Here is a 24,080-nt window from a genome sequence, read left to right as displayed (position 1 = left end):
AAGTAAAATATATGAACTGACATCTTGGCTTTTGTTTGCAGAGTGTGCCTTATATAGCGTCGAGCCCGTTCTTCTGCTGCCGTTAACATGATCAAAGCGTATGGCAGGCGATGGCGTGCAATGACAGTCAGCTGCCTGCCGGGCAATGACTCTTCACTCTTTGTCACTGATTCACTGAGGCCTTCATGCAAAGCACACTCAAGCATTTCAGGATACTGACACTTGCCGCGGGTATTCTGGCGTCGTTTTCCAGCGCATCGGTTTTGGCTGCTCAGCTGGTCATTATGCAAAACGAACCGCCGCGCAGCATGGACCCGGGCAATCAGACCGCGACCTTTACCGGCACGGTGCTGGACCCGATGTATGAAGGCCTGACGCGGCTCGGTGACGATGGCAAAATCATGCCGGCCCTGGCGCTCTCCTGGCATGCCGACGACAGCGGACTGCACTGGGAATTTACGCTGCGTCCCAACGTTAAATTCCACGATGGCACGCCATTTAATGCCGATGCGGTCGTTGAAAACTTTCAGCGTCATCTGGATACGAAGCGCGGTCTTGCCGGAAGTGGGAAAATTCGCACCTTTATTCAGGACGTGCAGAAAAAAGATGACTTAACCGTCACCTTTACACTGAAGAAAATTAATCCGGCGTTTTTAACTGTGCTGGCCTCCGGTCCGGGATTAATAGTGAGTCCACAAGCTGACAAAGCCGGCACTATCAATAATAAAGCCGACGGTACCGGACCCTATAAACTGGCGCAGTATAAATCCGGTGAATTTGTCCTGGAGCAGAAGAATCCGGACTATTGGGGCAAGTCTGCCGGGCCGGACGAAATAAAATGGACCTGGAGCAGTGAGCCGTCAGTCATGAATATGGCGCTGCAATCCGGTCAGGTCGATATTATTAACCCGGTGCCGCCGCAATTTGCCGGCATGTTAAAAAATAATCCCGGCGTGCAGTTAAAACAGTCGCCGGGCGCGGCGGTATTCTGGATCGATCTCAATACACAGAGTAAAGCCCTCAGCGATGTCAGAGTCCGCCAGGCGCTGAACTTCGCGACCGACCAGCAGGCGCTGGTAAAAGCGGTGATGTTTGGTTATGCGCAGCCGGCCAATTCCCCGCTGGCGCCGGTCGATGCCAACTACGACAAAGCGTTGCATGACTATCCGTACGATGTGCAGAAAGCCAAAGACCTGCTTAAGGCAGCGGGCTATGCCGACGGCTTCGCCATGTCGATTGCCGTGCAGGCACCCGACGCACGCACTGCGCAGGTTCTGCAGGGTATGTGGAGCAAAATTGGCGTCAAACTCAGCGTGCGCCAGATGGAGAGCGGCGTATGGGCCAAAGCGGCGTTTGCCGATGCCAAAGAGAAAGCCGCGCAGGGGACGGACGCGGTGCTGGCGTCCTGGTCCTCGGGGCTGTACGGCTCGGATCTGCAGTTGCGTCCGCTGTATCACAGCAGCAGCTTTGCGCCCGGCGGGGCTAACCTCGGCTTCTTCAGCGACAAACGTACCGATGAGCTAATCGATAGCGCCGCCTCCACGCTCGACGATGCCCAGCGCAAAGCGCTCTATTTCCAGGCACAGCAGCGGATCAGCGGACTCGCCCCGCAGGTGCTGCTCTACTATCAGGACGACCTGTATGCGACGCGCAAAAATATCAGTGGCGTGACAATGCAACCGGGCGGCCAGATTGTGGTCCGTGATGCCGTGAAGAAATAGTGCTGATGGCTGATTGATATGAAAGCGTATGTCGCAAAAAAGGTGCTCTCGCTGCCGTTAATTATTTTCGGTGTGTCGATCATCGTGTTTATCGCCATCCGCGCGCTGCCGGGCGATCCGGCACGCCTGATGGCCGGCCCGGAAGCGCCGCAGGAAGCGGTGGACAGTATGCGCGTGCGGCTCGGTCTGGATCAGCCTTTGCCGCTGCAATACGTCAGGTTTGCCGGTGAAGCGCTGCATGGCAATCTCGGGCTGTCGCTGCAGTCGCAGCGTCCGGTGATGACCGAAATCAGCGAACGCTTGCCGTACACGCTGTCGCTGGCTGCGCTGGCGTACCTGCTGGCAATTGCCATCGGCGTGCCGGCGGGCATGACCGGGGCCATTTACCGACAGCGCATTCCCGATCAGATCGTCATGGTACTGACCATTGCCGGTGCCTCGATTGCGAACTTCTGGCTGGCGTTGCTGGCGATGAACTACTTTGCGGTTCAGCTCGGCTGGCTGCCGCTACTCGGCGCTGATTCGTGGCGCAACTATGTGATGCCGACCGTGACGCTGGCGATTCTCCCGATGGCGATGATCGCGCGGATGACGCGCTCCAGCATGCTGGATGTGCTCAGTCAGGACTATATCCGTACCGCCAGAGCCAAAGGATTATCGTCGGCCAGCGTTAACTGGAAACACGCGCTGCGCAATGCGCTGATACCGATTGTCACCATCGTCGCCCTGAATTTTGGCAGCCTGATCGGAGGTGCAGTGGTGACAGAGTCGGTGTTTAACTGGCCGGGTATTGGCCGCCTGCTGGTGGATTCGGTGAAATACCGCGATTATCCGGTGATTCAGGGCGTAACGTTAGTGGCAGTAACCGGCGTGGTGTTGATGAATCTGGTCGGTGAGATAGTGATTGGCCTGCTCAACCCGAAAATAAGGTTCGACTGATGAACAGTTTCGACACGTCTCTCCAGCCGCCGCCCGCGCGCCGCCGCCAGATCGTGAGGTTTTTGCTTGGCAACCCTTCCATCACGACCGGAGGCGGGCTGGTACTGCTGGTGGTGCTGGCTGCCCTTTTCGCACCGCTGATTACTCACTGGGACCCCATCGAGCAGGATCTGTTGAACACGTTGCAGGCGCCTTCCGCTGCCCACTGGTTCGGCACCGATGATTACGGCCGCGATATTTTTGCCCGCGTCATCTATGGCGCGCGCATCACGCTGTTTGAAGTCAGCCTCAGCGTAGCCATCTCGATGGCGATCGGCATTCCTCTCGGCATCATCTCGGGGCTGGCCGGACGCAAAATTGATGCGCTGATCATGTGGCTGATGGATATTATTTTCGCCTTCCCCGGCATCGTACTGGCGATTCTGATTGTCAGCGTGCTCGGCGAGGGGCTGACAAACATGCTGATCGCCATTTCGTTGTTCTCGATCCCGGTGTATGCACGTCTGAGTCGCAACCTGACGCTGGGACTGAAAAATATGGAGTATATCGAAGCGGCGCATATGCTTGGCGTGCGTTACCCGCGCATTATCACGCACTATATTCTGCGCAACGCCATTGGCCCGCTGATTGTGCAGTCGACGCTAACGGCTGGCGCGGTGGTGCTTTCTGCCGCCAGTCTGTCGTTTCTCGGGCTCGGCGTGCAGCCGCCGATGCCGGAGTGGGGCACCATGATGAGCGATGGCCGCAACTTTCTCGGGCTAAATATTTACGTCTCCCTATTTCCCGGACTGGCGATTTTGATTACCGTGCTCGGTTTTAATGTGCTGGGCGACGGCCTGCGCGATGTAATGGATAAACGTTTATGACTCACCCGCACTCAACCGTGATCTGCCTCGATTTGGGCGGCTCCTTTATCAAGCTTGGCGTGATGGATGCACAGGATCGGCTAACGCTGCTCGATCAGCAAAAAATCCCGGCGACGGACTGGCAGGCATTTTGCGCCAGAGTCAGCGAGATGATCGCCGGGCAGCATAACCATTTCAGCAGCCAGGCGGCTGTCGCCATCTCCACGGCGGGCATTGTGGCACCGCAAACCGGCGAAATGTTTGCCAGCAACATCCCGGCTTTTCACCGGCGTAATCTGGCACGGGAACTGGGTGAGGTGCTGCAGCGGCCGGTGATCGCGCATAATGACGCCGACTGCTTTGCCCTCGCCGAGGCGCTGGCCGGCAGCGGCAAAGGGCACAAAGTGGTGTTTGGCGCGATTCTCGGTTCCGGTGTGGGCGGAGGTCTGGTGGCGGATGGGCGTATTATCACCGGACAAAACGGGCTGACCGGCGAATGGGGCCACGGGCCGATTACCCTCACGGAAGTGACGCTGGCGCATCGTCGCGTGCGCGTGCGGCGCCAGGCGTGTCCGTGCGGCCAGACAGGGTGTCTGGACACCTACGGCGGCGCGCGCGGACTGGAAACGCTGCATCAGGTGCTGCACGCTGAAAGCGCCAGCAGCGTGGAAATCATTGCCCGCTGGCAGCAGGCAGAAGCGCGGGCGCAGCAGACGATAGAAGCCTGGCTGCAACTGGTGAGTGAGCCGCTCGCCTACACCATTAACATTACCGGCGCGTCGCGGGTGGCGGTAGGCGGCGGACTGGCTTCGGTCACCCCGCTGATTACTGCGCTTAATGATGCGGTGCAGCGCTGCGTGTTGCGCAGCACAGCGCATGCGCTGGTGGTGCCGGGTGAGTTTGCCCACCAGGGCGGCATGGTGGGCGCGGCGCTGCTGGCGCGGCAGGCACTCAGCGCGTCCTGAGCTTTTGCCCTTTCGCCCATTGCTGGTGCTTTTCGGTTACCGTGTTGCGCTCAAGACTTCGTTGAACCCGATTCAACCTTAAATGCGCTAAGCTTGACGCGCTAAAACCCGCAGCAAAGAGGCTGGTGAACAGACACTGTCGCCAGCCTCTTTGCTGTTTTTTTCACCTGCGGTACGGAAAAAAACATGTCATCAGTACAACCTCAACTCTCTCAGCTCCCGGACGAGGCCTCGCTGCCGCGTCACAGCGTGCCAAAAGCGCTGTTCGCGCTGGGCACCGGTGGATTTGCCATCGGCACCGGTGAATTTGTCATCATGGGCCTGCTGCCCGATGCGGCGAAAGGCCTGAACGTCACCATTCCTGAGGCCGGCCATCTCATCAGCATTTATGCCCTCGGCGTAGTGATTGGCGCGCCGCTGCTGGCTATTCTCGGCGCGCGGGCTTCACGGCGTAATTTCCTGATGACGCTGATGGGCCTGTTTGCGCTGGGTAATCTGCTGAGCGCTGTCGTGCCGGGCTACCCTGCGATGCTGGTGGCCCGTTTTCTGGCGGGCTTTCCGCACGGCACCTTCTTTGGCGTTGCGGCGCTGGTAGCGGCAGGACTGGTGGAGCGTGCGCGGCGCGCGCAGGCGGTGTCGATGGTGTTGCTGGGATTAACCATCGCCAATCTGATTGGCGTACCTGCCGTTACCGCCATCGGCCAGTGGTTTGGCTGGCGTGATGCGTTTGCCATCGTCGGCGGACTGGCGCTGCTGACGCTGTTACTGGTGTGGCTTTGGGTTCCCAATGTGGCCGGTGACAAGCAGGCCAGTCCACTGCGCGAGCTCTCGGCGCTGACGCGCAAGCAGGTTTTGCTGACGCTGGCGATTGGCGCGATTGGCAGCGGCGGCATGTTCTCGGTATTCAGTTACGTTAAACCCACCATGATGGAACTGGCCCACCTGCCGGAGAATCTGGTACCGGCGATACTGGCGCTGTTTGGTCTTGGCATGATTATCGGCAACCTTGTCGGGGGACGTCTGGCCGATCGCGGGCTGGAGAAAACCATCCGCATTGTGCTGGTGTGGTCGCTGCTGGTATTGAGCGCGTTTGTCTTTGCCGCGCATTATGCGCTGGCGGGCGCGCTTAACGTGATGCTGGTCGGCACCATGGTGGCGCTGGGAAGCGTGCTACAGATCCGGCTGATGGACGTGGCCGGTGATGCACAAACCCTGGCGGCCGCACTTAATCATTCAGCGTTTAACATTGCCAATGCGCTGGGGGCGTGGCTCGGCGGCATCACCATTTCCGCCGGGCTGGGCTGGCAGTCCACCGGCTGGGTTGGGGCCATTCTGTCCGTGCTGGGGCTGATGATTCATGCCATTGCGGTGCGCGATGCGCGCCGGACGCCGGCGCTCGCCATAAAATAATTTTTACCGCGCGGGAATAAACGCCGCGCTGGTTCGTCTTATGCCCACTTTCCCTTACTGAGTTGGCTAAGATGAACTTTAAACCTACGGTCAGACATCTGCCGTTGTTACTGCTGGTGGTCATTATTCCCGGATTACTGCTGGTGCTGTTTCTTGCAGCAGGCGGCTGGCTGACGCCGCAGCGCCTCAGTGCGCAAAGTCTGGTGCAGTCGCTGCAGCAAAACAGCGGTGTGCATCCGGGATACCGGCGCAATCATGCCAAGGGCGTGTGCGTTACCGGCGATTTTACCTCCAGCGGCGACGCGGCGTTTCTGTCACGCGCCAGCGTTTTCCAGCCGGGTACGGTGCCGGTGATTGGCCGCTTTGCCATTGCCGGTGGTAATCCGCACGCGCCGGATTATGGCGTGCCGGTGCGCAGCCTGGCGCTGGAATTTCAGCTGGCGCACGGCGAGCAGTGGCGTACCGGCATGAACGCGCTGCCGTTTTTCCCGGTCAGTACGCCGCAGGCTTTTTACGATCAGCAGCAGGCCAGTCGACCGCTGCCGCAGACCGGCAAACCTGATGCGCAAAAGCTGATGGCGTTTACCGTTGCCCATCCCGAAGTTAAACCGTTCTTTGCCTGGGTAAAAACCCACGTACTGGCCGCCAGCTGGGCACAGGAGCAGTACAACAGTCTGAATGCCTTCCGCTTTACCAATGCGCAGGGGGAAACGCGCTTTGTGCGCTGGAGTCTGGTACCGCGTACGCCATGGCAGCCGATCAGCGCCGTTCAGCAGCAGCAGCCGGATTATCTGCAGAGCGACCTGCACGACCGGCTGGCGACCGCACCGCTGAAGTGGGATCTGGTGATCAGCGTGGCCCAGCCCGGCGATGCGGTGAACGATGCCAGCAAGGTGTGGCCAGCCGATCGGCAGCAGGTTGTCGCCGGTACGCTGACGCTGCGTGACAGCAGCCCGCAACAGGGCGGCAGCTGCAATGACATCAATTACGATCCGCTGATTCTGCCGCAGGGCATCAGCGGTTCGGACGATCCGCTGCTCAACGCGCGCTCCGCCGCTTACGCAAAATCTTTCAATCTGCGCACGGCTGAACAGGCGCGCCAGCAGGAGAAAAAATCATGAGTCATCAGACAACCCTGTTTCATCCGCTGCTGCGCATCGTACACTGGTTGATGGCGCTGGCCGTGCTGACCATGCTATTTATCGGCGTGGCGATGGTGGCAGATATCTCGGCTGCCCATTCACTGTTGCTGGCGATACATAAACCGCTCGGCGTGGTGATCGCGTTGCTGGTGGTCGTGCGTATCGGGCTGCGGCGTTACTATGGTGTGCCCGCCATGCCTGCGTCGGTGCCGGGCTGGCAGCAAACGGTGGCACATTTGACCCATCTGGCGCTCTATTTTCTGATGCTGGCGCAACCGCTGGTAGGCTGGGCAATGCTGTCGGCAGGCGGGTTTCCGGTGACAATTGGCGAGGGGCTGGTGCTGCCGCCGCTGCTGCCGGTTAGCGTGGAAAGTTATGCCGTGCTGCGCCCGTTACACTCGCTGCTGGCGTTTAGTCTGTTCGCGCTGATCCTGGCCCATCTGGCTGCCGCGCTGCTGCATGGTCTGATTTTACGTGATGGCGTGCTGAGTAGCATGACCGGCCTGCACCGGGTGCGAGAGCAAAAATAATGTCTGCATTGAGCGATGACGAAATCCGCGCATTACTGCCGCATTTGCAGCGTTTTGCGCTGGGGCTGACGCGTGAGCGCATGGCCGCTGAGGATCTGGTACAAAACACGCTGGTCAAAGCACTGGACGCGGCGCGCGATGACACGCGCAGTCTGCGTGCCTGGCTGTTTTCCATTCTCTGGCATCAGTTCATTGATGGCGAACGGCGCCGCAAGCGCTGGCAGGCGATTATGACGCTGTTCAGCCGCGCCGAACCCTTTGCCGAGTCGGCTGAGCATCACGCCATCGCCGATGAGATGCTGGCGCTGTTCGCCCGTCTGCCGGCTGACAGTCGCGCATTGCTGCTCCTGGTTAACGTGGAAGGCATGCGTTATCAGGAAGCGGCTGACACGCTGGACATTCCGCTGGGCACCGTGATGTCACGGTTGTCGCGGGCGCGAAAACAGTTGCAGCACATGACCGAAGGCCTGCCGGCCCCGGTGACGTTGAGGAGATTAAAATGAATATCCCGCCCGATGAGAACCAGCTGCACGCCTGGCTGGATGGTGAACTGGATAGCGCCAGCCATCAGGCCGTCAGCGACTGGCTGGCGCAGCATCCTGACGTCGCCGCCCAGGTTGAGGGCTGGCGTCAGGACAAGCTGCGCTTGCAACAAAGCCTGCAACGCAACATGGCGCGAAACGCCTTTACGCCACTGCAGCCAGCACAGCTGCGCCAGCGGCGTGCGCGACAGCGTTATCAGCGGCTGGCGCTGGCCTGCTCGCTGGTGCTGGCGTTGGGGATCGGCAGTCTGTCCGGCTGGCAGATGACTGAACGCTTACAGAATCATCCGTTACCGATGGAGGATGCGGTACAGGCTTACCGGTTATTCGGCGATGGCGCGCAGCAGGCGACGATGGACATTAGCACCCATCAGACGACACAGCTGGCCAGCTGGCTGGGCCGCTATTTTATCAACGGTACGCTGCCGCCCAATCTGGAGCGCTTTGGCTATCAGCTCATCGGCGCGCGCCTGATGGCGAATGAGCATGGCGCCTCGGCGCTGGTGCTGTATCAGACCGCCAGCGGCACGCGCGTTGGCTGGTACATCCGCCCGCAGACCGTGCGGCTGGAAAAGGGGTCGCGCCAGGCGGACAACCTGGTGGCGCAATACTGGAGCGATCGCCACTATAACTATGCGCTGGTGAGCCCGATGAGCGGCGAAGCCGCACCGGCGCTGCGTGCTGCGATAGGCAGCGAAGTGGGCTGATTCATTTGCCTGCCAGCTTGGCCTGCAGGAACGTCATAAATACCCGATTGATCTCGCTGCGCTGGCGATGCTGCGGATAAAGCGCATTCAGGTGCAGCGAGGCCGGATGCCAGTCATCCAGCACCGTTACCAGCTCACCACGCGCCAGCGCCGGAGCCACGATAAACTCCGGCAGCAGGATCAGCCCCAACCCGGCGACGGCCGCATCACGCAGCATTTCTCCGTTATTGCTGACCATCGGTCCCTGGACCGCCAGCACTTTACGCGTGTCGCCCTGAAACAGCTCCCAGCCGGTCTGGCTTTCACGTCCATAGCGCAGACAGAGATGCTGCAGCAGATCCTCCGGCTCACGCGGTGCGCCGGCGCCCTGCAGGTAGGCCGGGCTGGCGCAGATCACGCGGCGGAATTCCCCCAGCCGTTTGGCGATCAGGCTGGAGTCCGGCAGCGTGCCAATGCGGATCGCCATATCAAAACCTTCACCCACCATATCCACATGCCGATCGGCCAGTTCCACCTGGAACTGGATACCGGGATGCTGACTCAGGAACTCGGCGATATAAGGGGAAAGATGGCTGATGCCGAACGACATCGGCACGCTGAGACGGAAACTGCCGCGCAGCACCTGACGACGACCGGACACCGCCAGTTCGGCTTCCTGCACATCATCCAGAATGCGCTGCGCATGCTGGGCAAACAGCTGGCCGTTGTCGGTAACGGACAGTTTGCGCGTGTTGCGATTCAGCAAACGCGTACCGAGCGACTCTTCCAGCGCGGCGATGCGCCGGCTGACGTACTGCTTGGAGAGCATCAGCTGTTCAGCCGCAGCGGTAAAGTTGCCCGCTTTGATTACGGCGACGTAAATCCGGAGATCTTCAATCTGCATATTGTCCACTTATCTGTGACAGTCATTGTCATCCAGGCGCATTGTTGGGCAAATCAGTTTACGTATACTGGTCAGCAACGGGAAGGGCTTTCGCCCTCCAGCTAAAAATTTAAGGAGCAGACCATGATTGAACAACGACTGTCCGAACAACGTGGCTTAGGCGATCACGGCTGGCTGCATTCACGCCATACTTTTTCGTTTGCCAGCTACTGGGACCCACAACAGACCGGTTTCTCCGATCTGCTGGTGATTAACGATGATCAGGTAGCACCGGGTCGCGGTTTCGGTGCGCATCCGCACAACAACATGGAGATTATTTCCTACGTGCTGGAAGGCGCGCTGGAGCATAAAGATTCCATGGGTACCGGTTCGGTTATCGTGCCCGGTGACGTGCAGCTGATGAGCGCCGGCAGCGGCGTGACGCACAGCGAGTTTAACCACTCGAAACAGGATAATGTGCACTTCCTGCAGATCTGGATTGTGCCGGCAGAACGCGGTACCGAGCCAGGTTACCAGCAGGTGTCAGTGGCAGAAGCCGACAAACGCGGTCAGCTGCGCCTGATTGTTTCGCCACAAGGCGACCACGGCTCGCTGCGCGTACGTCAGGATATGCGTATTTACGCGGGACTGTTTGACGGTGCTGAGCAGCAGACGCTGGAACTGGCTAACGATCGCTATGCTTATATTCATGTGGCGCGCGGCAGCATTGAAGTGAATGGCGTGAGTTTTAAAGCCGGCGACGGCGCGCGCGTACGCAATGAGACGGCGCTGCAGTTCGCTAACGGTAACAATGCTGAAGTGCTGGTGTTTGATTTACGACCAGTAGAAGTTAATCATCCGCAGCGTTAATTCATTGCGCGGTAAGTCAGCGAGGCATGGCGTGAACCTTCACGCCATGCCTTTTTATTTGGCTTAAGGTACGAATAATAACCAGCACCTGACAGGTCCGGCATAAAATAGGAATTTTTACCTTCCACAAAAATGCAAAGCCCCTTAAATTTGCCTCCAGGATAAGCACGCTACGCCAGGTATTTGGCGGCTAAACAACAAACAAAGTTAACACTATTACATTCCATTAGAATTAATGGTAATGAGGATTTTGATGGTTTTAAAACGCAGCTTTAATATCGCAGTGGTATTGGTTCTAGCCTTTTCTGTAACGGCTTGTGGCATGTCTCATCGTGGCCGCAACACCGCCATTGGCGCCGGTGTGGGTGCGGTGGGCGGCGCTGTTCTGACCGGTGGCAGCACCTTCGGTACCCTCGGCGGCGCGGCTATCGGCGGCCTGATTGGTCACGAAGTCAGCCGTTAATTTTACCGGTACTCAGGATTTCGCCAGCGGGAATGCTGGCGAAATCATTTCACTTCATAACCCGCCGTCAATAGCCCCGCGTTGAAATATTCATCGGCCAGAAATTTCTTTATTTAATCCGGCCATCAATTATTACCGCTACCGCTTAAAAAATATTAATCGATCTGTAGCTGATGAATCATCAGAGCGGCGCGTGCGGCTTCTTTGCCTTTTTTAATAAAATGTTCGGTATAAAACGCTTCAATCGCATCGACCGGCTGAAAATTGTGCGGAGTGAGTGATACCGAAAACACCGGAACATTGGTAGCGAGCTGTACATTCATCAGGCCATCGACGACGGCCTGCGCGACAAAGTCATGGCGATAGATGCCACCGTCGACCACCAGCGCGGCGCAGACAATCGCATCAAATTTGCCGGTTTCGGCCAGGCGTTTAGCCAGCAGCGGCATTTCAAACGCGCCGGGTACGTCATAGCTTTTTAATGTATTTTCGACGCCTTGTTCGGTCAGTTCCTGCTCAAATCCCACCAGCGCGTTGTTCACGATCGCCTGATGCCATCCTGCTTTAATAAAAGCCACACGAAACTTATTCATAATGCTTCCATGATTAGCTGAAAAATTTATAAGTGAATAATAAAAAAGTCTTTTTTATCATCTGCCCGCTATCCGTCTGGTATACCATATGTTGCAATTTTGATCCACAACGCGGGCAGCGCAGTTAACGTGCTGCTTGACGCCAGCCAGCGCCTGCAATACAAATAGACGCGTCGGGGGAGTCTCGCCTGAGAGACTGAGAGGCTAATAGCGCACTGCGCGGCTTAGCGACCCTTTGAACCTGACCCAGTTGATACTGGCGTAGGAAGACTGACGGCTCATGTGCAAAGCCGTCTGGCGCAAAGGCGAGCCCGATCGCTGGCGTCGATTCCCTTCACCTGTATCTGCGGGTCTCAGTTATCACTGAGAGGCCGATGTGAATTCCCCAGATTATTTACCGGAACGTTGTTCATGAGCCGCTGGAGCGTGCTCGGTAGCGGCGTGTCCGGGCTTTGTGTCGCCACGCTGCTGGCTGAGCGCGGCGAAACCGTCGAGGTCATTGACGATGAAGCACGTCAGCCTGCCTCGTGGTTTGCCGGTGGCATGCTGGCGCCGTGGTGTGAAGCAGAAAGCGCGCCAGCGGAGGTGATTACCCTCGGCCAGCATGCTGCGGCATGGTGGCAAACGCGCGTCAGCAGCGTGGTGCATCAGGGCACGTTAGTGCTGGCACCGCCGCGTGATAACCCGGAGTTAAACCGCTTCGCGCGCATGACGACGGCGCATCAATGGGTTGATCCGGCGTCGCTCGAACCGGCGCTGGAAAACCGGTTTGCGCGCGGACTGTTTTTCCCGCGCGAAGCACATCTCGATCCGCGCCGCGCGCTGGCTGAACTGCGTGACAAACTGCTGCAGCGCGGCGTCCGCTTTGATGCGCGCCAGCCATCGGGCCGGATCATTGACTGTCGCGGTATCCACGCCAGAGCGCAACTCTCCGGCCTGCGCGCGGTGCGCGGGGAAATGCTGATCCTGCAGAGTCATGAGGTGTCATTTTCCCGTCCGATTCGTCTGCTCCATCCGCGTTTTCCCTGTTATCTGGTGCCGCGTCGCGACGGCCACTTCATGCTCGGCGCCACCATGATCGAAAGCGACGATGCCAGCGCTATCAGCGCGCGCGCCATGATGGAACTGCTCAGCGCGGCCTACGCCCTGCATCCGGCGCTGGCGGAAGCGCGCGTCATCGAAAGCGGCAGCGGTCTGCGTCCGGCATGGCCGGCTAATCTGCCGGAAATCCACTATCACAACGGTATTTTTTATCTTAACGGCATGTATCGTCACGGTTTTCTGCTGGCACCAATGATGGCAGAACAGCTGATGCAGCGCCTGTCCGGGGAGGTTAGCCATGAATATTCAGCTTAACGGCCGCACCATCAGCACTGAGGCCACCAGCCTCAGCGAATTGCTGATCGAACAGCAAATCGATGCGGCCTGTGTTGCCACCGCCTGCAATGGCGATTTTGTGCCGAAAAGTCAGTATGCCAGCCTGCAGTTGCAGGAAGGCTGGCAGCTGGAAGTCCTGTCACCGATGCAGGGAGGCTGAGCGATGTTTTACGATTTCACGCCGCAGTCACGCTTGCTGCTCGGCACCGCAGGCTACCCTTCACCGGCGATTTTGCAGCAGGCGATCGCTGCCTCCGGCAGCGAAATTATCACTGTCAGCCTGCGCCGCGAAGGCACGGCGGGCGCGGCGTTTCGCGAGTTGCTGACCGGCCTGAATGTGCGCGTGCTGCCCAATACCGCTGGCTGCCACACGGTCAAAGAGGCCGTCACCACCGCGCACATGGCGCGCGAGCTGTTTAACACGCCGTGGATCAAGCTGGAAGTGATTGGTCATGCCGACACGCTGCAGCCCGATCCGTTCGCGCTGGTCGAAGCGGCACGCATTCTGTGCGCCGACGGCTTCCAGGTGTTTCCCTACACCACGGAGGATCTGATAGTCGGTGAAAAACTGCTGGCCGCCGGCTGTGAACTGCTGATGCCGTGGGGCGCGCCCATCGGCTCCGGCCAGGGATTGCGAAATATTGACGGGCTGCGGGCGATGCGAGCCTGGTTCAGCGATATTCCACTGATCATTGATGCCGGCATCGGCGCGCCGTCACAGGCAGCGCAGGCGATGGAGATGGGCTTCGATGCCATCCTGCTCAATACCGCCGTGGCGAAAGCGGGCGATCCGGTGGCGATGGCGCGCGCGTTCAGCCAGGCGATCGCCGCCGGGCAGGGCGCGCGCGATGCCGGGCTGATGGAGAAGCGTGATATGGCCGTGGCCTCAACGCCGATCTTCGGCCTCGCTAACCTGAACTAAGGAGCGCGCAATGGAACGCTACCAACGCCAGATGATGCTGCCGGAAATTGGCGTCGTCGGGCAGCAGAAACTGGCTCGCGCCCGCGTGCTGGTAGCCGGTGCCGGTGGGCTGGCCGCCACGCTGCTGCCTCAGCTGACGGGCGCGGGCGTCGGTCAGCTGTGCCTGTACGATGATGATCAGGTCGCGCTGCATAACCTGCATCGCCAGACGCTGTTCACCCTGCAGGATGTGGGTCGCAGCAAAGCTGTGGCGGCGCAGCAGGCTTTGCAGCAGCGCAATCCTGAGGTGCAAATCGAAGCGGTGCCCGAGGCGCTGAGCGCCAGCAATATCGCGCAGGCGCTGACGGGGTGCGATCTGGTGATTGATGCCGCCGATAACTTCGCGGTGACTTACCAACTGTCTGATGCCTGTTTCCAGGCAGGCATACCGCTGATCAGCGCCTCGGTGCTGGGTCGTCAGGGCTATGCTGGCGGTTTTTGCGGCGGCGCGCCGAGCTATCGTGCGCTGTTTCCGCAGCTGCCTGCTTCCGCGGCTAACTGTAACACCGCTGGCGTGATGGGCCCGGCCGTGGCGGCGCTGGGGGCGATGCAGGCGCAGATGGCGCTCAGCGTACTGCTCGGGCTGCAACCCTCACCGCTCGGCTGCATGGTCAACTGTGACTTCGTCAGCTGGCACTTTCGTTCGTTCCGCTTTGATGCGTCACAGGAACCGGCCCAGCCCGGCGTGCCGTTTATTGATGCTCACCTGTTACAACCCGGAGACTGCATTGTGGAGCTGCGCAGCTGCGAAGAGGCGCCTGCCAGCGTGGCCGATCGGGTTGAGCGCGTATTGCCGCACGAACTGGACGCCTGGCAGCCACCGGCGGATCGCCGCATCGTACTGGTCTGCGCCAGCGGCATCCGGGCGGCGCAGGCGGCCAGCGCGCTGGCGCAGCGCGGCTTTAATCAGCTGGCGATTCTGGCGGCGCGCCGGCCATGACGCAGGACATCCGCTTTGACCAGGTGAGCTTTGCCTGGGGCGAAAAACAGCTATGCGATCGGCTCAATTTGCAACTGCGCGGCGGCAAAACCACGGTGCTGCTGGGCTGCAGCGGCATTGGTAAAAGCACGCTGCTGCGTCTGGTGGCCGGCTTAGTGCAGCCGCAGCAGGGCAGCCTGAGCGGTATTGCGCAGCACGTGGCATGGATGGGGCAGCAGGATCTGCTCTATCCGTGGCTGACGGTGCTGGAGAACGTGATGTTGACGGCGCGTCTAAGCGGTGCGAAGCCGGACCGCGTGCGGGCGCACCATTTGCTGGCGCAGGTGGGACTGGAAGACGAGGCGCAAGCCGCGCCCTCACAGCTCTCGGGTGGTATGCGGCAGCGGGTCGCGCTGGCGCGCACGCTGTATGCGCAGCGCGAGCTGGTGCTGATGGATGAGCCGTTCGCCACGCTGGATGTGATGACTAAACACCAGCTGCAAACGCTGACCGCGACGCTGCTGCGCGGCAAAACGGTGCTGCTGGTGACGCACGATCCGCTGGAAGCCTGCCGCATGGCCGATGACATCCTGCTGTTGCATGGCCAGCCGCTGCAGGTGACGCACTGGGCTGTGCCGGCAGGTACGGTGCCGCGCGCGCTCGATGATGCCGGACTGCTGCAGGCGCAGGCCGAACTCTTTTCCCGACTAAATTCCTATGAAAAAGCTGAGTAGTGGTATCTACCTGATCGCGGTGGTGCTGGGCGTGTGGCTGCTGGCGCGGCATAACGGCGTACCGGCATTTCTGCTGCCGGCACCGCAGGCGGTGCTGGAGGCTCTGTGGCAAAAGCGGCAGCTGCTCGCGCATCACGCAATGTTTACGCTGGCGGAAATTGTGCTGGCGCTGCTGCTGGGCGTCGGCGGTGGCGTGGTGCTGGCGGTGCTGATGGCTTCCAGCCCGCTACTGCGTCGGGTGCTGTTTCCGCTGGTGACGGCCAGCCAGACCATCCCGGTATTTGCGCTGGCCCCGCTGCTGGTGCTGTGGCTGGGTTTTGGCATCGCGTCAAAAGTCGTGGTGGCGGCGCTGATTTTGTTTTTCCCGCTGTGCCTGTCGCTGTTCGACGGTTTATGCCGTACGCCTGCCGGCTGGCTGGAGCTGGCGCAAACGCTGTATCCCTCGCGCTGGCGAATTTTCTGGCGCGTGCGCTGGCCGGCTGCGCTGCCGCAGTTTTTCGCCGGCCTGCAAATGGCGGTGGTGCTGGCACCCATTGGGGTGGTGATCGGCGAGTGGGTCGGTGCCAGCGAAGGGTTGGGCTACCTGATGATGCAATCCAACGCGCGGCTGGAAACGGCCACCAGTTTTGCCGCACTGCTGCTGTTAATGAGCCTGGCGCTGCTGCTCTCAGCGGCCGTGGCGCTGGTGCGTAAAAAATTTCTCTGGCAATCATACTAAGGAACTTGAGTGAACAGACTTCTTCGTGCCATCGCTTCGTTACTGCTGCTGGCCACCATCAACGCGCAGGCAGCCGAAAAGGTGCGGCTGCTGCTCGACTGGTTCATTAACCCAAACCACGCGGCGATCTTTGCCGCTCAGTACAGCGGGGCGTTTAAACAGCAGGGGCTGGATGTCGAGATGATCGCACCGGCGGATTCCGCGTCGGTACCGCTGTTGCTGGCGGCAGGCAAGGCGGATCTGGCGATTAGCTATCAGCCACAGCTCTATACGCTGGTGGACAAGCAGGTGCCGGTAATCCGGGTTGGCACGCTTATTAACCAGCCGCTGAACACCCTGACAGCCGTATCGGGCGATATCCACAGTATTAAAGACTTCGCCGGTAAATCGATTGGCTATGCGATTCCCGGCGCGGAAGATGTGGCTATCCGCAACATGCTGAAATCGCAGGGCGTCGACGTTAACAGCGTGAAGCTGGTAAATCTGAATATGGACGCCGTCTCCGCGCTGCTGACGCATAAAATTGACGGCGCGCTGACCATCTTCCGTAACTACGAGCTGCTGGATTTGCAGGACAAAGGCGCAAAGCCGGTGTCGTTTAAACCGGAAGATTACGGCGTGCCGGCCTACGATGAGTTGATCATTCTGGCCAACAGCAACACAGCGGCAAACGATCCTCGCATCCCGGCATTTCTGCGTGGGCTGGATGCGGGCATCGCCTGGCTGCGCGCTCATCCGCAACAGGCGTGGCAGGCGTTCATTAAGCGTTACCCTGAACTGGATACGCCGCTCAATCATCAGGCCTGGCATGCGACGCTGCCTTATTTTGCAACGCACAGTGCGGAATTCAATCAGGCGCGTTATCAGGCATTTGGTGAATATATGAAAGCCAACGGGCTGATCACCACCGTGGCGCCGCTGGCGCGCTATTCACTGTAATCCGTCCGCTTGCGCCGTTTTCCCAGGCCGGGAGAACGGCGCGCGTTGACATTGCGTGCGGCCGGGGGACAAACGGAGACCCGCATCCCCGGTTTTCGGAAAATACTGGATTTCTGTGACTGTTATCACTGCGCGGGTAACGCTAAAATAAATACTTCTCATTTAGCAGAAGGTTTTTCGTCACGATGTTTTCGCGTTTCACACTGGCCACGTTAACGGCCACACTCCTGCTCACCGGCTGCGCGCGTCATGCTGCCAGCGACAGCAGCGCTGATGCTGCCGCCGCAGAAGCCCCGGCTACCGCTTCCGCTCCGGTCGAAAACAACGACAGCGCTTCGCCGTTTGCCAGCGGACCGACCGTCATCAATGTCTCCCATCTGGTGACGCGCACCGACGATGGCTCATCCGTGTACGTGACGGTGGATGGGCAGGAAGCCGGACTGCTGCAAAAGGGCGAGAGTAAAGAGCTCCGCGTCCCGGCCGGTAAACACCAGATCGGCGGCTACGTGCAAACACTGTTTGGTTTTGGCAAAGTGACAATTCCTGCGGTCGATGTCACCACAGACACCAATGGCCCGAAAAACGTGGTCTATTCCGTTACGCGGCAAAAACCGCAGTTCAGCGAAAGCGCTGCCACGCCAAACAACTCCTGATTGACTGTGGTGTGGGCCAGATGTCGGCACCGTTGACCTCAGACTGGGGCAGGGCGTAATGCGCTCTGCCTGAACGGTCAGATAATTAAGTCGACATGCTGGCCACCCGGCATCTTTACACCCAGCGTCAGCTCTCCACCCAGCGCCTCAATGTAGCGCTTCAGCGTGGAAATCTTTAACTCTGCGCCACGCGCTTCCATTGCCGCCACAGATGACTGGGCAATGTGCATGGCCTGCGCTTGCTGACGCTGAGTCCGCTGCATCTGCTCACGTAATTGGTAAAGCTGGTATTCAAGACGCATCTGGCTGACGCGTTCATCGACCTGATGTTGCTGTTCGGGCGTCAGCGCCGCCAGCATCTCATCCAAGGTTTTCATTATGTGTTTCCCCGATTGCGTTCAGATGATGATGGTATTCGGTTTCGGCAATGCGAAGCATCTGCTGATAGAAACGCTTTTGATTTTTACCCTGTTTGTTGCCGGCACACAGCACAATCGCATGGCGGCGCGGATCGAAAACAAAAAAGCTGCGGATGGGACGACCTTTACTTTGCACGCGAAGCTCTTTCATATTGGGCACCCGCGATAACATCAGGGTATCAACGAAAGGGCGGCCAAGATGCGGACCGTCCTGCGCCAGAAGCTTCAGGGCGGCAAGCACGTCGAGACGCAACGCTTCATCCTGAGCCTGCAACCATTTCCAAAACCGATCTGTTGCTTCAACCTGCCACACGATGCCATCCTTGATAGTCTGTAGTCTATTTTATTGTCTGCAGTCTATCAAGGCTCGCGGATTAAAAAATCCGTGACAGGGAATTTATCTCATCTTTCGAATCTGGCTCGCAAAAACAGCGGTAAAGCGCAATAAGCCATCAGTGCATCAACGCATACACGACATCAATCGCGTTGATGACCAGGAAGAACAGGATAATGTGGGTGAGGGCATTAACGGACATCGCTTTGGGTTGAGACATCATCAGTCCTGAATAATTAACGTGAATACAGTGAAGTAACGTTAAATATTACCTGTTAAGAATAAGATTACTATGCTGTGCCACGGTTATCAGAGGTGCCGGACGGCTGCGTTTCATGCGCGGGTTCAGAAGGCACAGCATTTCATTTGCTTGCGGCCGCGCGTCCTTAATTTTAAAGATAAATCGCAGAGGGATTCGCCTGATGGCTGGCCCGGATTGCATGGCTAATGGCGTCGAGGCGCAGCGGTGAGATTAAATCGCCGGTAAGATTTGCGCCGTCAGAGTGCGTAAATGTTCACGCAGTAATTGATGTAAAGCGCGAATCGCCGGCGAGAATTGTTTGCGATGCGGGCAGATTAAATGCAGCGGCGTGCTTTCACCTGGCAGCTGCGGCAGCACCCGTTCCAGCCGGCCGTGTCTGATATCATCGCAGACATCAAGCCAGGATTTATAAGCAATCCCCATTCCGGCAATCGCCCAGCGGCGCGCCACTTCAGCGTCGTCGCACAGCAGCCGGCTTTTCACCGTAATCTGTCGCCGCATCCCTTCCTGCGGAAAGGTCCATTTATCATACACGTGGCCGCCCATGACAAACGGCAGACAGTGATGCTGTGCCAGATCCTCGAGTTTTTCCGGACGGCCATGTCGATCGAGATAATCGGGTGCGGCGACCATCACACGGCGGTTTTCTTCCGCCAGCGGTAGCGCGACATAGCTGCTGTCCTCCAGCTTACCGTAGCGAATGGCGATATCCACCGGATCGCGGAACACGTCACTCACCTGATCGGAAAACGAGAGACGCAGCCCGAGCGCCGGATGCGCCCGGCAAAACTCTGTCAGCAGCGGCAGAATAATATGACGGCCGATGTCAGACGGCAGAGCGATTTTCAGCTCGCCGCTCAGGGCATCGTCGTGGCTTTGCAGGCTTTCTGCACCGGCGTGCATTAGCGCCAGCATCTCCTGCGCGAACGGCAGATACTTTTCGCCTTCCGCCGTTAAACGCAGGCTGCGCGTCGATCGCGCAAACAGGCGGCGATCGAGATCGCGCTCCAGCCGCTGAATGGCGGCGCTGACCTGACCGGGCAGCAGGTTGGCTTCGCGCGCTGCGCGGGAAAAGCTGCCCAGCGCGGCAGAGCGCACAAACAGGGTGACATCTTCTAAACGAATCATCGACGTTCTCGCCATTATCGGGATTTTCACTCTACGAGTGAAAGTGTTGTCCTGCAACAGGCATTTTTCCCGGCGCGATGTCTGGCTATGCTGCTGTCAACACCCTGAAAATATTCACTCACCTGGAGCCTGTTGCATGAAAGCGATTGTTTATAGCCAAAACGGTTTACCGATTTCAGATGAAAATGCGTTGTATGAACTGGACGTGGCGAAACCGCAGCCAGGCGCACGCGATCTGCTGGTAAAAATCAGTGCGATTGCGGTTAACCCGGTTGATACCAAAGTGCGCGCGGGCGCCCCGACAGACACGCCGCGCATTCTCGGCTGGGATGCGGTGGGCGTGGTCGAGGCGGTGGGCAGCGATGTCACGCTGTTTCAGCCCGGCGATGAAGTTTACTACGCCGGCGACATCACGCGCGCTGGCAGCTATGCCGAGTACGGACTGGTGGATGAACGCATCGCCGGACTCAAGCCGCGCACGCTGAGCGACGCCGATGCCGCCGCGCTGCCGCTGACGTCGCTCACCGCGTGGGAACTGCTGTTCGACCGCCTGGAAATTGATGCTGCCGACGAAGGCACATTGCTGATCATCGGCGCGGGCGGCGGCGTGGGTTCGATGCTGACGCAGCTGGCGCGCAAACTGACCCGACTGACGGTCATTGGTACCGCCTCTCGCCCGGAAACCGCCGACTGGGTGCGCTCGCTGGGTGCCCATCATGTTATCGATCATCAGCGTCCGCTGGGTGAGCAGCTGGCAGCGATTGGCCATAAAGAGGTGCGCTACGTGGCCTCACTGACCCATACCGACAGCTACTATCTGCAGTTGATCGATGTGCTGGCTCCGCAGGGCAAACTGGCGCTGATTGACGATCCGGAAACACTGGATGCGGTGCCGCTGAAGCGCAAAGCCATCTCGCTGCACTGGGAACTGATGTTTACCCGCTCGCTGTTCCATACCGCCGATATGCAGCGCCAGCATCAGATTCTGCAGCAGGTGAGTCAGCTGATTGACGATCAAACCCTGCAGACCACCGCTGGCGAGCATCACGGCAGCATCAGCGCGGCCAACCTGCGTAAAGCGCATGCGTTGATTGAGAGCGGTCGCGCACGCGGCAAGATCGTCCTCAGCGGCTTTTAAGTCATTAAAACACGTAAGGTTAACCGTCCGTCAGCCCGGACGGTTATGGTAGCGACTTTGCTATTTATCTGCGCTCTGGCGCAATCTTCAATCAGGAGACTCTCATGACCCTTAATGATGCGGTTGCCCGCCGTCACACCGTAAAAGCTTTCTCTGCGGGCAAAACGCTGCCGCAGCAGGAGATCGACACGCTGCTTAACCTGCTGCGCAACAGCCCGTCATCGGTTAACTCGCAGCCGTGGCACTTTGTTGTCGCGTCGACTGCGGAAGGGCGGGAAAAGATGGCGCAATCCACCAGCGGCGCGTTCATTTACAACAACCCTAAAGTGCTAAACGCCTCACACGTGATTGCGCTGTGCATGCGCACCGATCTGGATGAAGCGCACCTGCAAAATGTGCTGGCGCAGGAAGAGAAGGACGGGCGTTTTGCCAAACCTGAAGCCAAAGCCGGTCAGGATAAGAGCCGCCGCAGCTATGTGGATATGCACCGTTATGAGCTGCGCGACGTGCCGCAGTGGATGGAGAAACAGGTCTATCTGGCGCTGGGCGGACTGTTACTGGGCGCCGCGATGCTCGGCATTGATGCCACGCCGATGGAAGGTTTCGATGCGCGCGCGCTCGACCAGGCGCTGGGCCTGCGCGAACAGGGCTTTACCAGCGTGGTTCTGGTTTCGCTTGGCTATCGCAGTGAGGAAGATTTCAACGCCACGCTGCCGAAATCACGTCTGCCGCAGGACGAAACCTTTACCTTTATCTAAAGGGGCTAACCAGGTGCGTGTCTGCGCACCAGCGCGCTTAACGTGGGAACCGCAGGCAAAAACGGGTAATGCCGTGTTCGCTGCTCACCGTGCAACTGCCCTGATGCAGTTGCATGATCCCGCGCACGATCGACAAACCCAGCCCACTGCCGCCCTGCTGACGCGACGCATCGGCGCGCCAGAAGCGGTCAAACAGGCGTGCCTGCTGATCCTGACTCAGCGTCGGCCCCGGATTCTCCACCACCAAAAGCACGGCGTCTGGCTGCGTAATGCTGGCGACGTGAATGGTGCCGTCGCGCGTGCCGTAATGCAGCGCGTTGGCGATCAGATTTGCCAGCGCGCGCTGCAACAACTGCGGATCGGCGTGCAACTCGCCGTGCAGCGCGATGGCCAGCTGCATCTGCTGTTCTTCCGCCATGCCCTCAAAATAGTCGTGTAACCGCTCACCCAGCGGGGCCAGATCGATGCGTTGCCTGTCCAGCGCCTGGCTGACATCTTCGGCTTTGGCGAGAAACAGCATGTTATCAATCATCTTCGCCAGCCGCTCCAGCTCGGCATACTGGGAACCCAGCAGCGTTTGATAGTCGCTGACGCTGCGCGGCTGGTTCAGCGCCACTTCCGTCTGACCAAGCAACGTGCCAATCGGCGTGCGCAGATCGTGTGCCATGTCCGCTGAGACCTGGCTAAGTTGCTGATAACCTTGCTCCAGCCGGCTCAGCATCTGGTTGAGCGCTGCCAGCAGCGGTTGCAGCTCGCCTGGCGCGCTGGTCAGTTCAATGCGATGCGACAGTCGCCGCACGTCGATCACCCCGGCTTCCGCTGCCAGCCGGCGCAGCGGCGTCAGGCCGCGGCGCACCAGCAGCACACTGATCGCGGCGACCAGCAGCGTCGCCAGCGCGGTGCACAGGATAATCTGGTGGCGATAGCCGGTGAGGGTCTGCGTGCGGTCGCTCATCAGGCGACCGGTAATGATTTCGATCTGGCCACTGCCATCGCGCGTTGGCGTTAACGCGGCGGCGGCAATAAACGGCGTGCCGTCCGCCGCCTGCTGATGGTGGACCGATTGCAGGGTTAACGGCTGATCGGCGGCGACCGGCGTAATGGCTGGCACCGGACGCCCGCCAGGATTGATCACGATCAGCGGCGGCTGGCCGGGAAAGCGCAGCACCAGCAACGATTCGGTATTACCCAGCATGTTGGCGAACAGCCGCGGCTTCTGCTGAATCAGCGTCAGCGCATCTTCATCGCGCAGCAGTGTGCGCATTTGATCGATGCGCGTCAGCAGGGCTGCGTCATCGCGCACGCCGATCTGCTTCGCCAGTGCGTGATACAGCGCCATGCCGCTGAGTGTAAAAATGACCACCACCGTAGCACTGAGCAGTAGCGAAAGGCGGACGGCGAGCGAGCGGAGTTTCATGTTTCAGCTTCGCAGCGATAACCGACACCGTGCACGGTATGAATTAATGGTCGGTTAAAAGGGCCGTCAATTTTCTGCCGCAGCCGTTTTACCGCCACATCCACCACGTTGGTGTCGCTGTCAAAATTCATATCCCAGACGCGCGACGCAATCACCGTGCGTGTCAGTACCTCGCCGGGATGCAGCAGAAACAGATGCAGCAGATTGAACTCTTTGTTGGTCAGGTCGATGCGCTGTCCGGCGCGCTCGACCCGGCGACGGGCAATATCCAGCTGCAGATCGGCCAGCGTCAGGATGTCGGGTAGCTTCTGCTGGCTACCGCGACGCAATTGAGTGCGCACGCGCGCCAGCAGTTCGGCGAAGGAGAAGGGCTTGACCAGATAGTCATCGGCACCCAGTTCCAGCCCTTTGATGCGATCTTCCACCGTGCCTTTGGCAGTCAGGAAAATCACCGGCGTTTGTAATTGCTTATCCAGCTGCGCCATCACCTCCCAGCCATTGATGCCGGGCATCATCACATCCAGCAGAATCAGATCGTAATGGTGCTCCTGCGCATAAAACAGGCCATCCTGACCGTTTTCCGCCACGTCGACGATAAAACCGGCCTCGGTCAATCCTTTGCGCATGTAATCACGCGCCCCGGCTTCATCTTCTATCACCAATATTTTCATGCGATCTCCCGGCAGTGGCGGCCGCTTGCTGATGGCGGGCAGTATAACGCGGGTTAGCATAGA

General features: G+C 59.1%; 28 protein-coding genes and 1 riboswitch. Of the genes, 21 read left to right on the top strand and 7 right to left on the bottom strand.

Annotation, left to right across the window (positions count from 1 at the left end; genetic code table 11):
• Nucleotides 1-185 precede the first annotated feature (185 nt).
• The 9 genes from C1Y42_RS10825 (at nt 186) to C1Y42_RS10785 (ending at nt 8,801) form a co-directional block, all read left to right on the top strand.
• A complete protein-coding gene (locus C1Y42_RS10825; protein WP_058770335.1) occupies nt 186-1,721 on the top strand; it encodes an ABC transporter substrate-binding protein in 1,536 nt (511 codons plus the stop codon).
• An 18-nt stretch (nt 1,722-1,739) separates the two neighbouring features.
• The gene (locus C1Y42_RS10820; RefSeq protein WP_021508908.1) at nt 1,740-2,660 is read left to right on the top strand and encodes an ABC transporter permease; all 921 of its coding nucleotides are present in this window, start codon (nt 1,740-1,742) and stop codon (nt 2,658-2,660) included.
• Nucleotides 2,660-3,526, top strand: coding sequence for an ABC transporter permease (locus C1Y42_RS10815; RefSeq protein ID WP_058776091.1), 867 nt, complete (start codon nt 2,660-2,662; stop codon nt 3,524-3,526). The genes C1Y42_RS10820 and C1Y42_RS10815 overlap by 1 nt, the downstream gene beginning before the upstream one ends.
• Nucleotides 3,523-4,470 carry an ROK family protein gene (locus tag C1Y42_RS10810; protein ID WP_104093417.1) on the top strand — a complete coding sequence of 316 codons (948 nt, stop codon included), beginning with the start codon at nt 3,523-3,525 and terminating at the stop codon, nt 4,468-4,470. Before C1Y42_RS10815 ends, C1Y42_RS10810 begins: the two co-directional genes overlap by 4 nt.
• 186 nt (nt 4,471-4,656) lie before the next feature.
• Nucleotides 4,657-5,880 carry an MFS transporter gene (locus C1Y42_RS10805; protein WP_104093416.1) on the top strand — a complete coding sequence of 408 codons (1,224 nt, stop codon included), beginning with the start codon at nt 4,657-4,659 and terminating at the stop codon, nt 5,878-5,880.
• Between the two features lie 71 nt (nt 5,881-5,951).
• Entirely contained in the window at nt 5,952-7,001 is a 1,050-nt protein-coding gene (locus C1Y42_RS10800; protein WP_104093415.1) for a catalase family peroxidase, read from the top strand.
• On the top strand, nt 6,998-7,552 hold the full coding sequence (locus tag C1Y42_RS10795; protein ID WP_104093414.1) for a cytochrome b: 555 nt from the start codon (nt 6,998-7,000) through the stop codon (nt 7,550-7,552). The genes C1Y42_RS10800 and C1Y42_RS10795 overlap by 4 nt, the downstream gene beginning before the upstream one ends.
• Nucleotides 7,552-8,055 carry a sigma-70 family RNA polymerase sigma factor gene (locus C1Y42_RS10790; RefSeq protein ID WP_058781060.1) on the top strand — a complete coding sequence of 168 codons (504 nt, stop codon included), beginning with the start codon at nt 7,552-7,554 and terminating at the stop codon, nt 8,053-8,055. Before C1Y42_RS10795 ends, C1Y42_RS10790 begins: the two co-directional genes overlap by 1 nt.
• Nucleotides 8,052-8,801, top strand: a complete 750-nt coding sequence (locus C1Y42_RS10785; RefSeq protein WP_104093413.1) for an anti-sigma factor — start codon at nt 8,052-8,054, stop codon at nt 8,799-8,801. The genes C1Y42_RS10790 and C1Y42_RS10785 overlap by 4 nt, the downstream gene beginning before the upstream one ends.
• A 1-nt stretch (nt 8,802) precedes the next feature.
• Here the strand turns inward: C1Y42_RS10785 and C1Y42_RS10780 are convergent, their stop codons facing one another.
• On the bottom strand, nt 8,803-9,684 hold the full coding sequence (locus C1Y42_RS10780; RefSeq protein WP_104093412.1) for a LysR family transcriptional regulator: 882 nt from the start codon (nt 9,682-9,684) through the stop codon (nt 8,803-8,805).
• 123 nt (nt 9,685-9,807) lie between these two features.
• Here C1Y42_RS10780 and C1Y42_RS10775 point away from each other — a divergent pair, with 123 nt between their 5' ends.
• Both C1Y42_RS10775 and C1Y42_RS10770 read left to right on the top strand, forming a co-directional pair.
• Nucleotides 9,808-10,533 carry a pirin family protein gene (locus C1Y42_RS10775; protein WP_104093411.1) on the top strand — a complete coding sequence of 242 codons (726 nt, stop codon included), beginning with the start codon at nt 9,808-9,810 and terminating at the stop codon, nt 10,531-10,533.
• Nucleotides 10,534-10,786: 253 nt separating this feature from the next.
• Nucleotides 10,787-10,996, top strand: a complete 210-nt coding sequence (locus C1Y42_RS10770; RefSeq protein ID WP_031279978.1) for a glycine zipper 2TM domain-containing protein — start codon at nt 10,787-10,789, stop codon at nt 10,994-10,996.
• Between the two features lie 155 nt (nt 10,997-11,151).
• Here the strand turns inward: C1Y42_RS10770 and C1Y42_RS10765 are convergent, their stop codons facing one another.
• Nucleotides 11,152-11,589 (bottom strand): 6,7-dimethyl-8-ribityllumazine synthase, encoded by a 438-nt coding sequence (locus C1Y42_RS10765; protein ID WP_104093410.1) that lies wholly within the window; start codon nt 11,587-11,589, stop codon nt 11,152-11,154.
• 165 nt (nt 11,590-11,754) lie between these two features.
• Nucleotides 11,755-11,874: riboswitch (TPP riboswitch) on the top strand.
• Nucleotides 11,875-12,000: 126 nt separating this feature from the next.
• Here C1Y42_RS10765 and C1Y42_RS10760 point away from each other — a divergent pair.
• From C1Y42_RS10760 to C1Y42_RS10725, 8 genes are all read left to right on the top strand, one after another.
• A complete protein-coding gene (locus tag C1Y42_RS10760) occupies nt 12,001-12,945 on the top strand; it encodes an FAD-dependent oxidoreductase (protein ID WP_104093409.1) in 945 nt (314 codons plus the stop codon).
• The gene (gene thiS, locus C1Y42_RS10755; protein ID WP_010615679.1) at nt 12,929-13,126 is read left to right on the top strand and encodes a sulfur carrier protein ThiS; all 198 of its coding nucleotides are present in this window, start codon (nt 12,929-12,931) and stop codon (nt 13,124-13,126) included. Before C1Y42_RS10760 ends, thiS begins: the two co-directional genes overlap by 17 nt.
• Nucleotides 13,127-13,129: 3 nt before the next feature.
• Entirely contained in the window at nt 13,130-13,888 is a 759-nt protein-coding gene (locus C1Y42_RS10750) for a thiazole synthase (RefSeq protein ID WP_010615680.1), read from the top strand.
• A 10-nt stretch (nt 13,889-13,898) separates the two neighbouring features.
• Nucleotides 13,899-14,867, top strand: a complete 969-nt coding sequence (locus tag C1Y42_RS10745; RefSeq protein ID WP_104093408.1) for a HesA/MoeB/ThiF family protein — start codon at nt 13,899-13,901, stop codon at nt 14,865-14,867.
• Nucleotides 14,864-15,580, top strand: a complete 717-nt coding sequence (locus C1Y42_RS10740) for an ABC transporter ATP-binding protein (protein WP_104093407.1) — start codon at nt 14,864-14,866, stop codon at nt 15,578-15,580. Before C1Y42_RS10745 ends, C1Y42_RS10740 begins: the two co-directional genes overlap by 4 nt.
• Nucleotides 15,564-16,298 (top strand): ABC transporter permease, encoded by a 735-nt coding sequence (locus tag C1Y42_RS10735; protein WP_058776076.1) that lies wholly within the window; start codon nt 15,564-15,566, stop codon nt 16,296-16,298. The genes C1Y42_RS10740 and C1Y42_RS10735 overlap by 17 nt, the downstream gene beginning before the upstream one ends.
• Before the next feature lie 9 nt (nt 16,299-16,307).
• Nucleotides 16,308-17,237 carry an ABC transporter substrate-binding protein gene (locus C1Y42_RS10730; protein ID WP_104093406.1) on the top strand — a complete coding sequence of 310 codons (930 nt, stop codon included), beginning with the start codon at nt 16,308-16,310 and terminating at the stop codon, nt 17,235-17,237.
• 185 nt (nt 17,238-17,422) lie between these two features.
• A complete protein-coding gene (locus C1Y42_RS10725) occupies nt 17,423-17,890 on the top strand; it encodes a hypothetical protein (protein WP_058759022.1) in 468 nt (155 codons plus the stop codon).
• 77 nt (nt 17,891-17,967) lie between these two features.
• Here the strand turns inward: C1Y42_RS10725 and C1Y42_RS10720 are convergent, their stop codons facing one another.
• The 3 genes from C1Y42_RS10720 to C1Y42_RS10710 form a co-directional block, all read right to left on the bottom strand.
• On the bottom strand, nt 17,968-18,267 hold the full coding sequence (locus C1Y42_RS10720) for a helix-turn-helix domain-containing protein (RefSeq protein ID WP_021508926.1): 300 nt from the start codon (nt 18,265-18,267) through the stop codon (nt 17,968-17,970).
• Nucleotides 18,251-18,622: a type II toxin-antitoxin system RelE/ParE family toxin gene (locus C1Y42_RS10715; RefSeq protein ID WP_058770321.1), complete on the bottom strand. Its 372-nt coding sequence runs from the start codon at nt 18,620-18,622 to the stop codon at nt 18,251-18,253. Before C1Y42_RS10715 ends, C1Y42_RS10720 begins: the two co-directional genes overlap by 17 nt.
• Nucleotides 18,623-19,115: 493 nt before the next feature.
• Nucleotides 19,116-20,033 (bottom strand): LysR family transcriptional regulator, encoded by a 918-nt coding sequence (locus C1Y42_RS10710; RefSeq protein WP_058759023.1) that lies wholly within the window; start codon nt 20,031-20,033, stop codon nt 19,116-19,118.
• Between the two features lie 136 nt (nt 20,034-20,169).
• Between C1Y42_RS10710 and C1Y42_RS10705 the strand changes: the two genes are divergently transcribed.
• Both C1Y42_RS10705 and nfsB read left to right on the top strand, forming a co-directional pair.
• Complete coding sequence (locus C1Y42_RS10705) at nt 20,170-21,171, top strand: zinc-binding alcohol dehydrogenase family protein (protein ID WP_104093405.1); 1,002 nt, start codon at nt 20,170-20,172, stop codon at nt 21,169-21,171.
• Nucleotides 21,172-21,275: 104 nt separating this feature from the next.
• Nucleotides 21,276-21,929 (top strand): oxygen-insensitive NAD(P)H nitroreductase, encoded by a 654-nt coding sequence (gene nfsB / locus C1Y42_RS10700; protein WP_058776074.1) that lies wholly within the window; start codon nt 21,276-21,278, stop codon nt 21,927-21,929.
• 37 nt (nt 21,930-21,966) lie between these two features.
• Here the strand turns inward: nfsB and C1Y42_RS10695 are convergent, their stop codons facing one another.
• A complete protein-coding gene (locus tag C1Y42_RS10695) occupies nt 21,967-23,346 on the bottom strand; it encodes a heavy metal sensor histidine kinase (RefSeq protein WP_104093404.1) in 1,380 nt (459 codons plus the stop codon).
• Complete coding sequence (locus tag C1Y42_RS10690) at nt 23,343-24,017, bottom strand: heavy metal response regulator transcription factor (protein WP_104093403.1); 675 nt, start codon at nt 24,015-24,017, stop codon at nt 23,343-23,345. Before C1Y42_RS10690 ends, C1Y42_RS10695 begins: the two co-directional genes overlap by 4 nt.
• Nucleotides 24,018-24,080: the final 63 nt, after the last annotated feature.

Origin of the sequence: Pantoea sp. ICBG 985, assembly GCF_002928365.1 — a bacterium.
Taxonomy (GTDB): Bacteria; Pseudomonadota; Gammaproteobacteria; order Enterobacterales; family Enterobacteriaceae; genus Pantoea; species Pantoea dispersa.
This window is presented reverse-complemented; position numbering and strand designations above follow the sequence as displayed.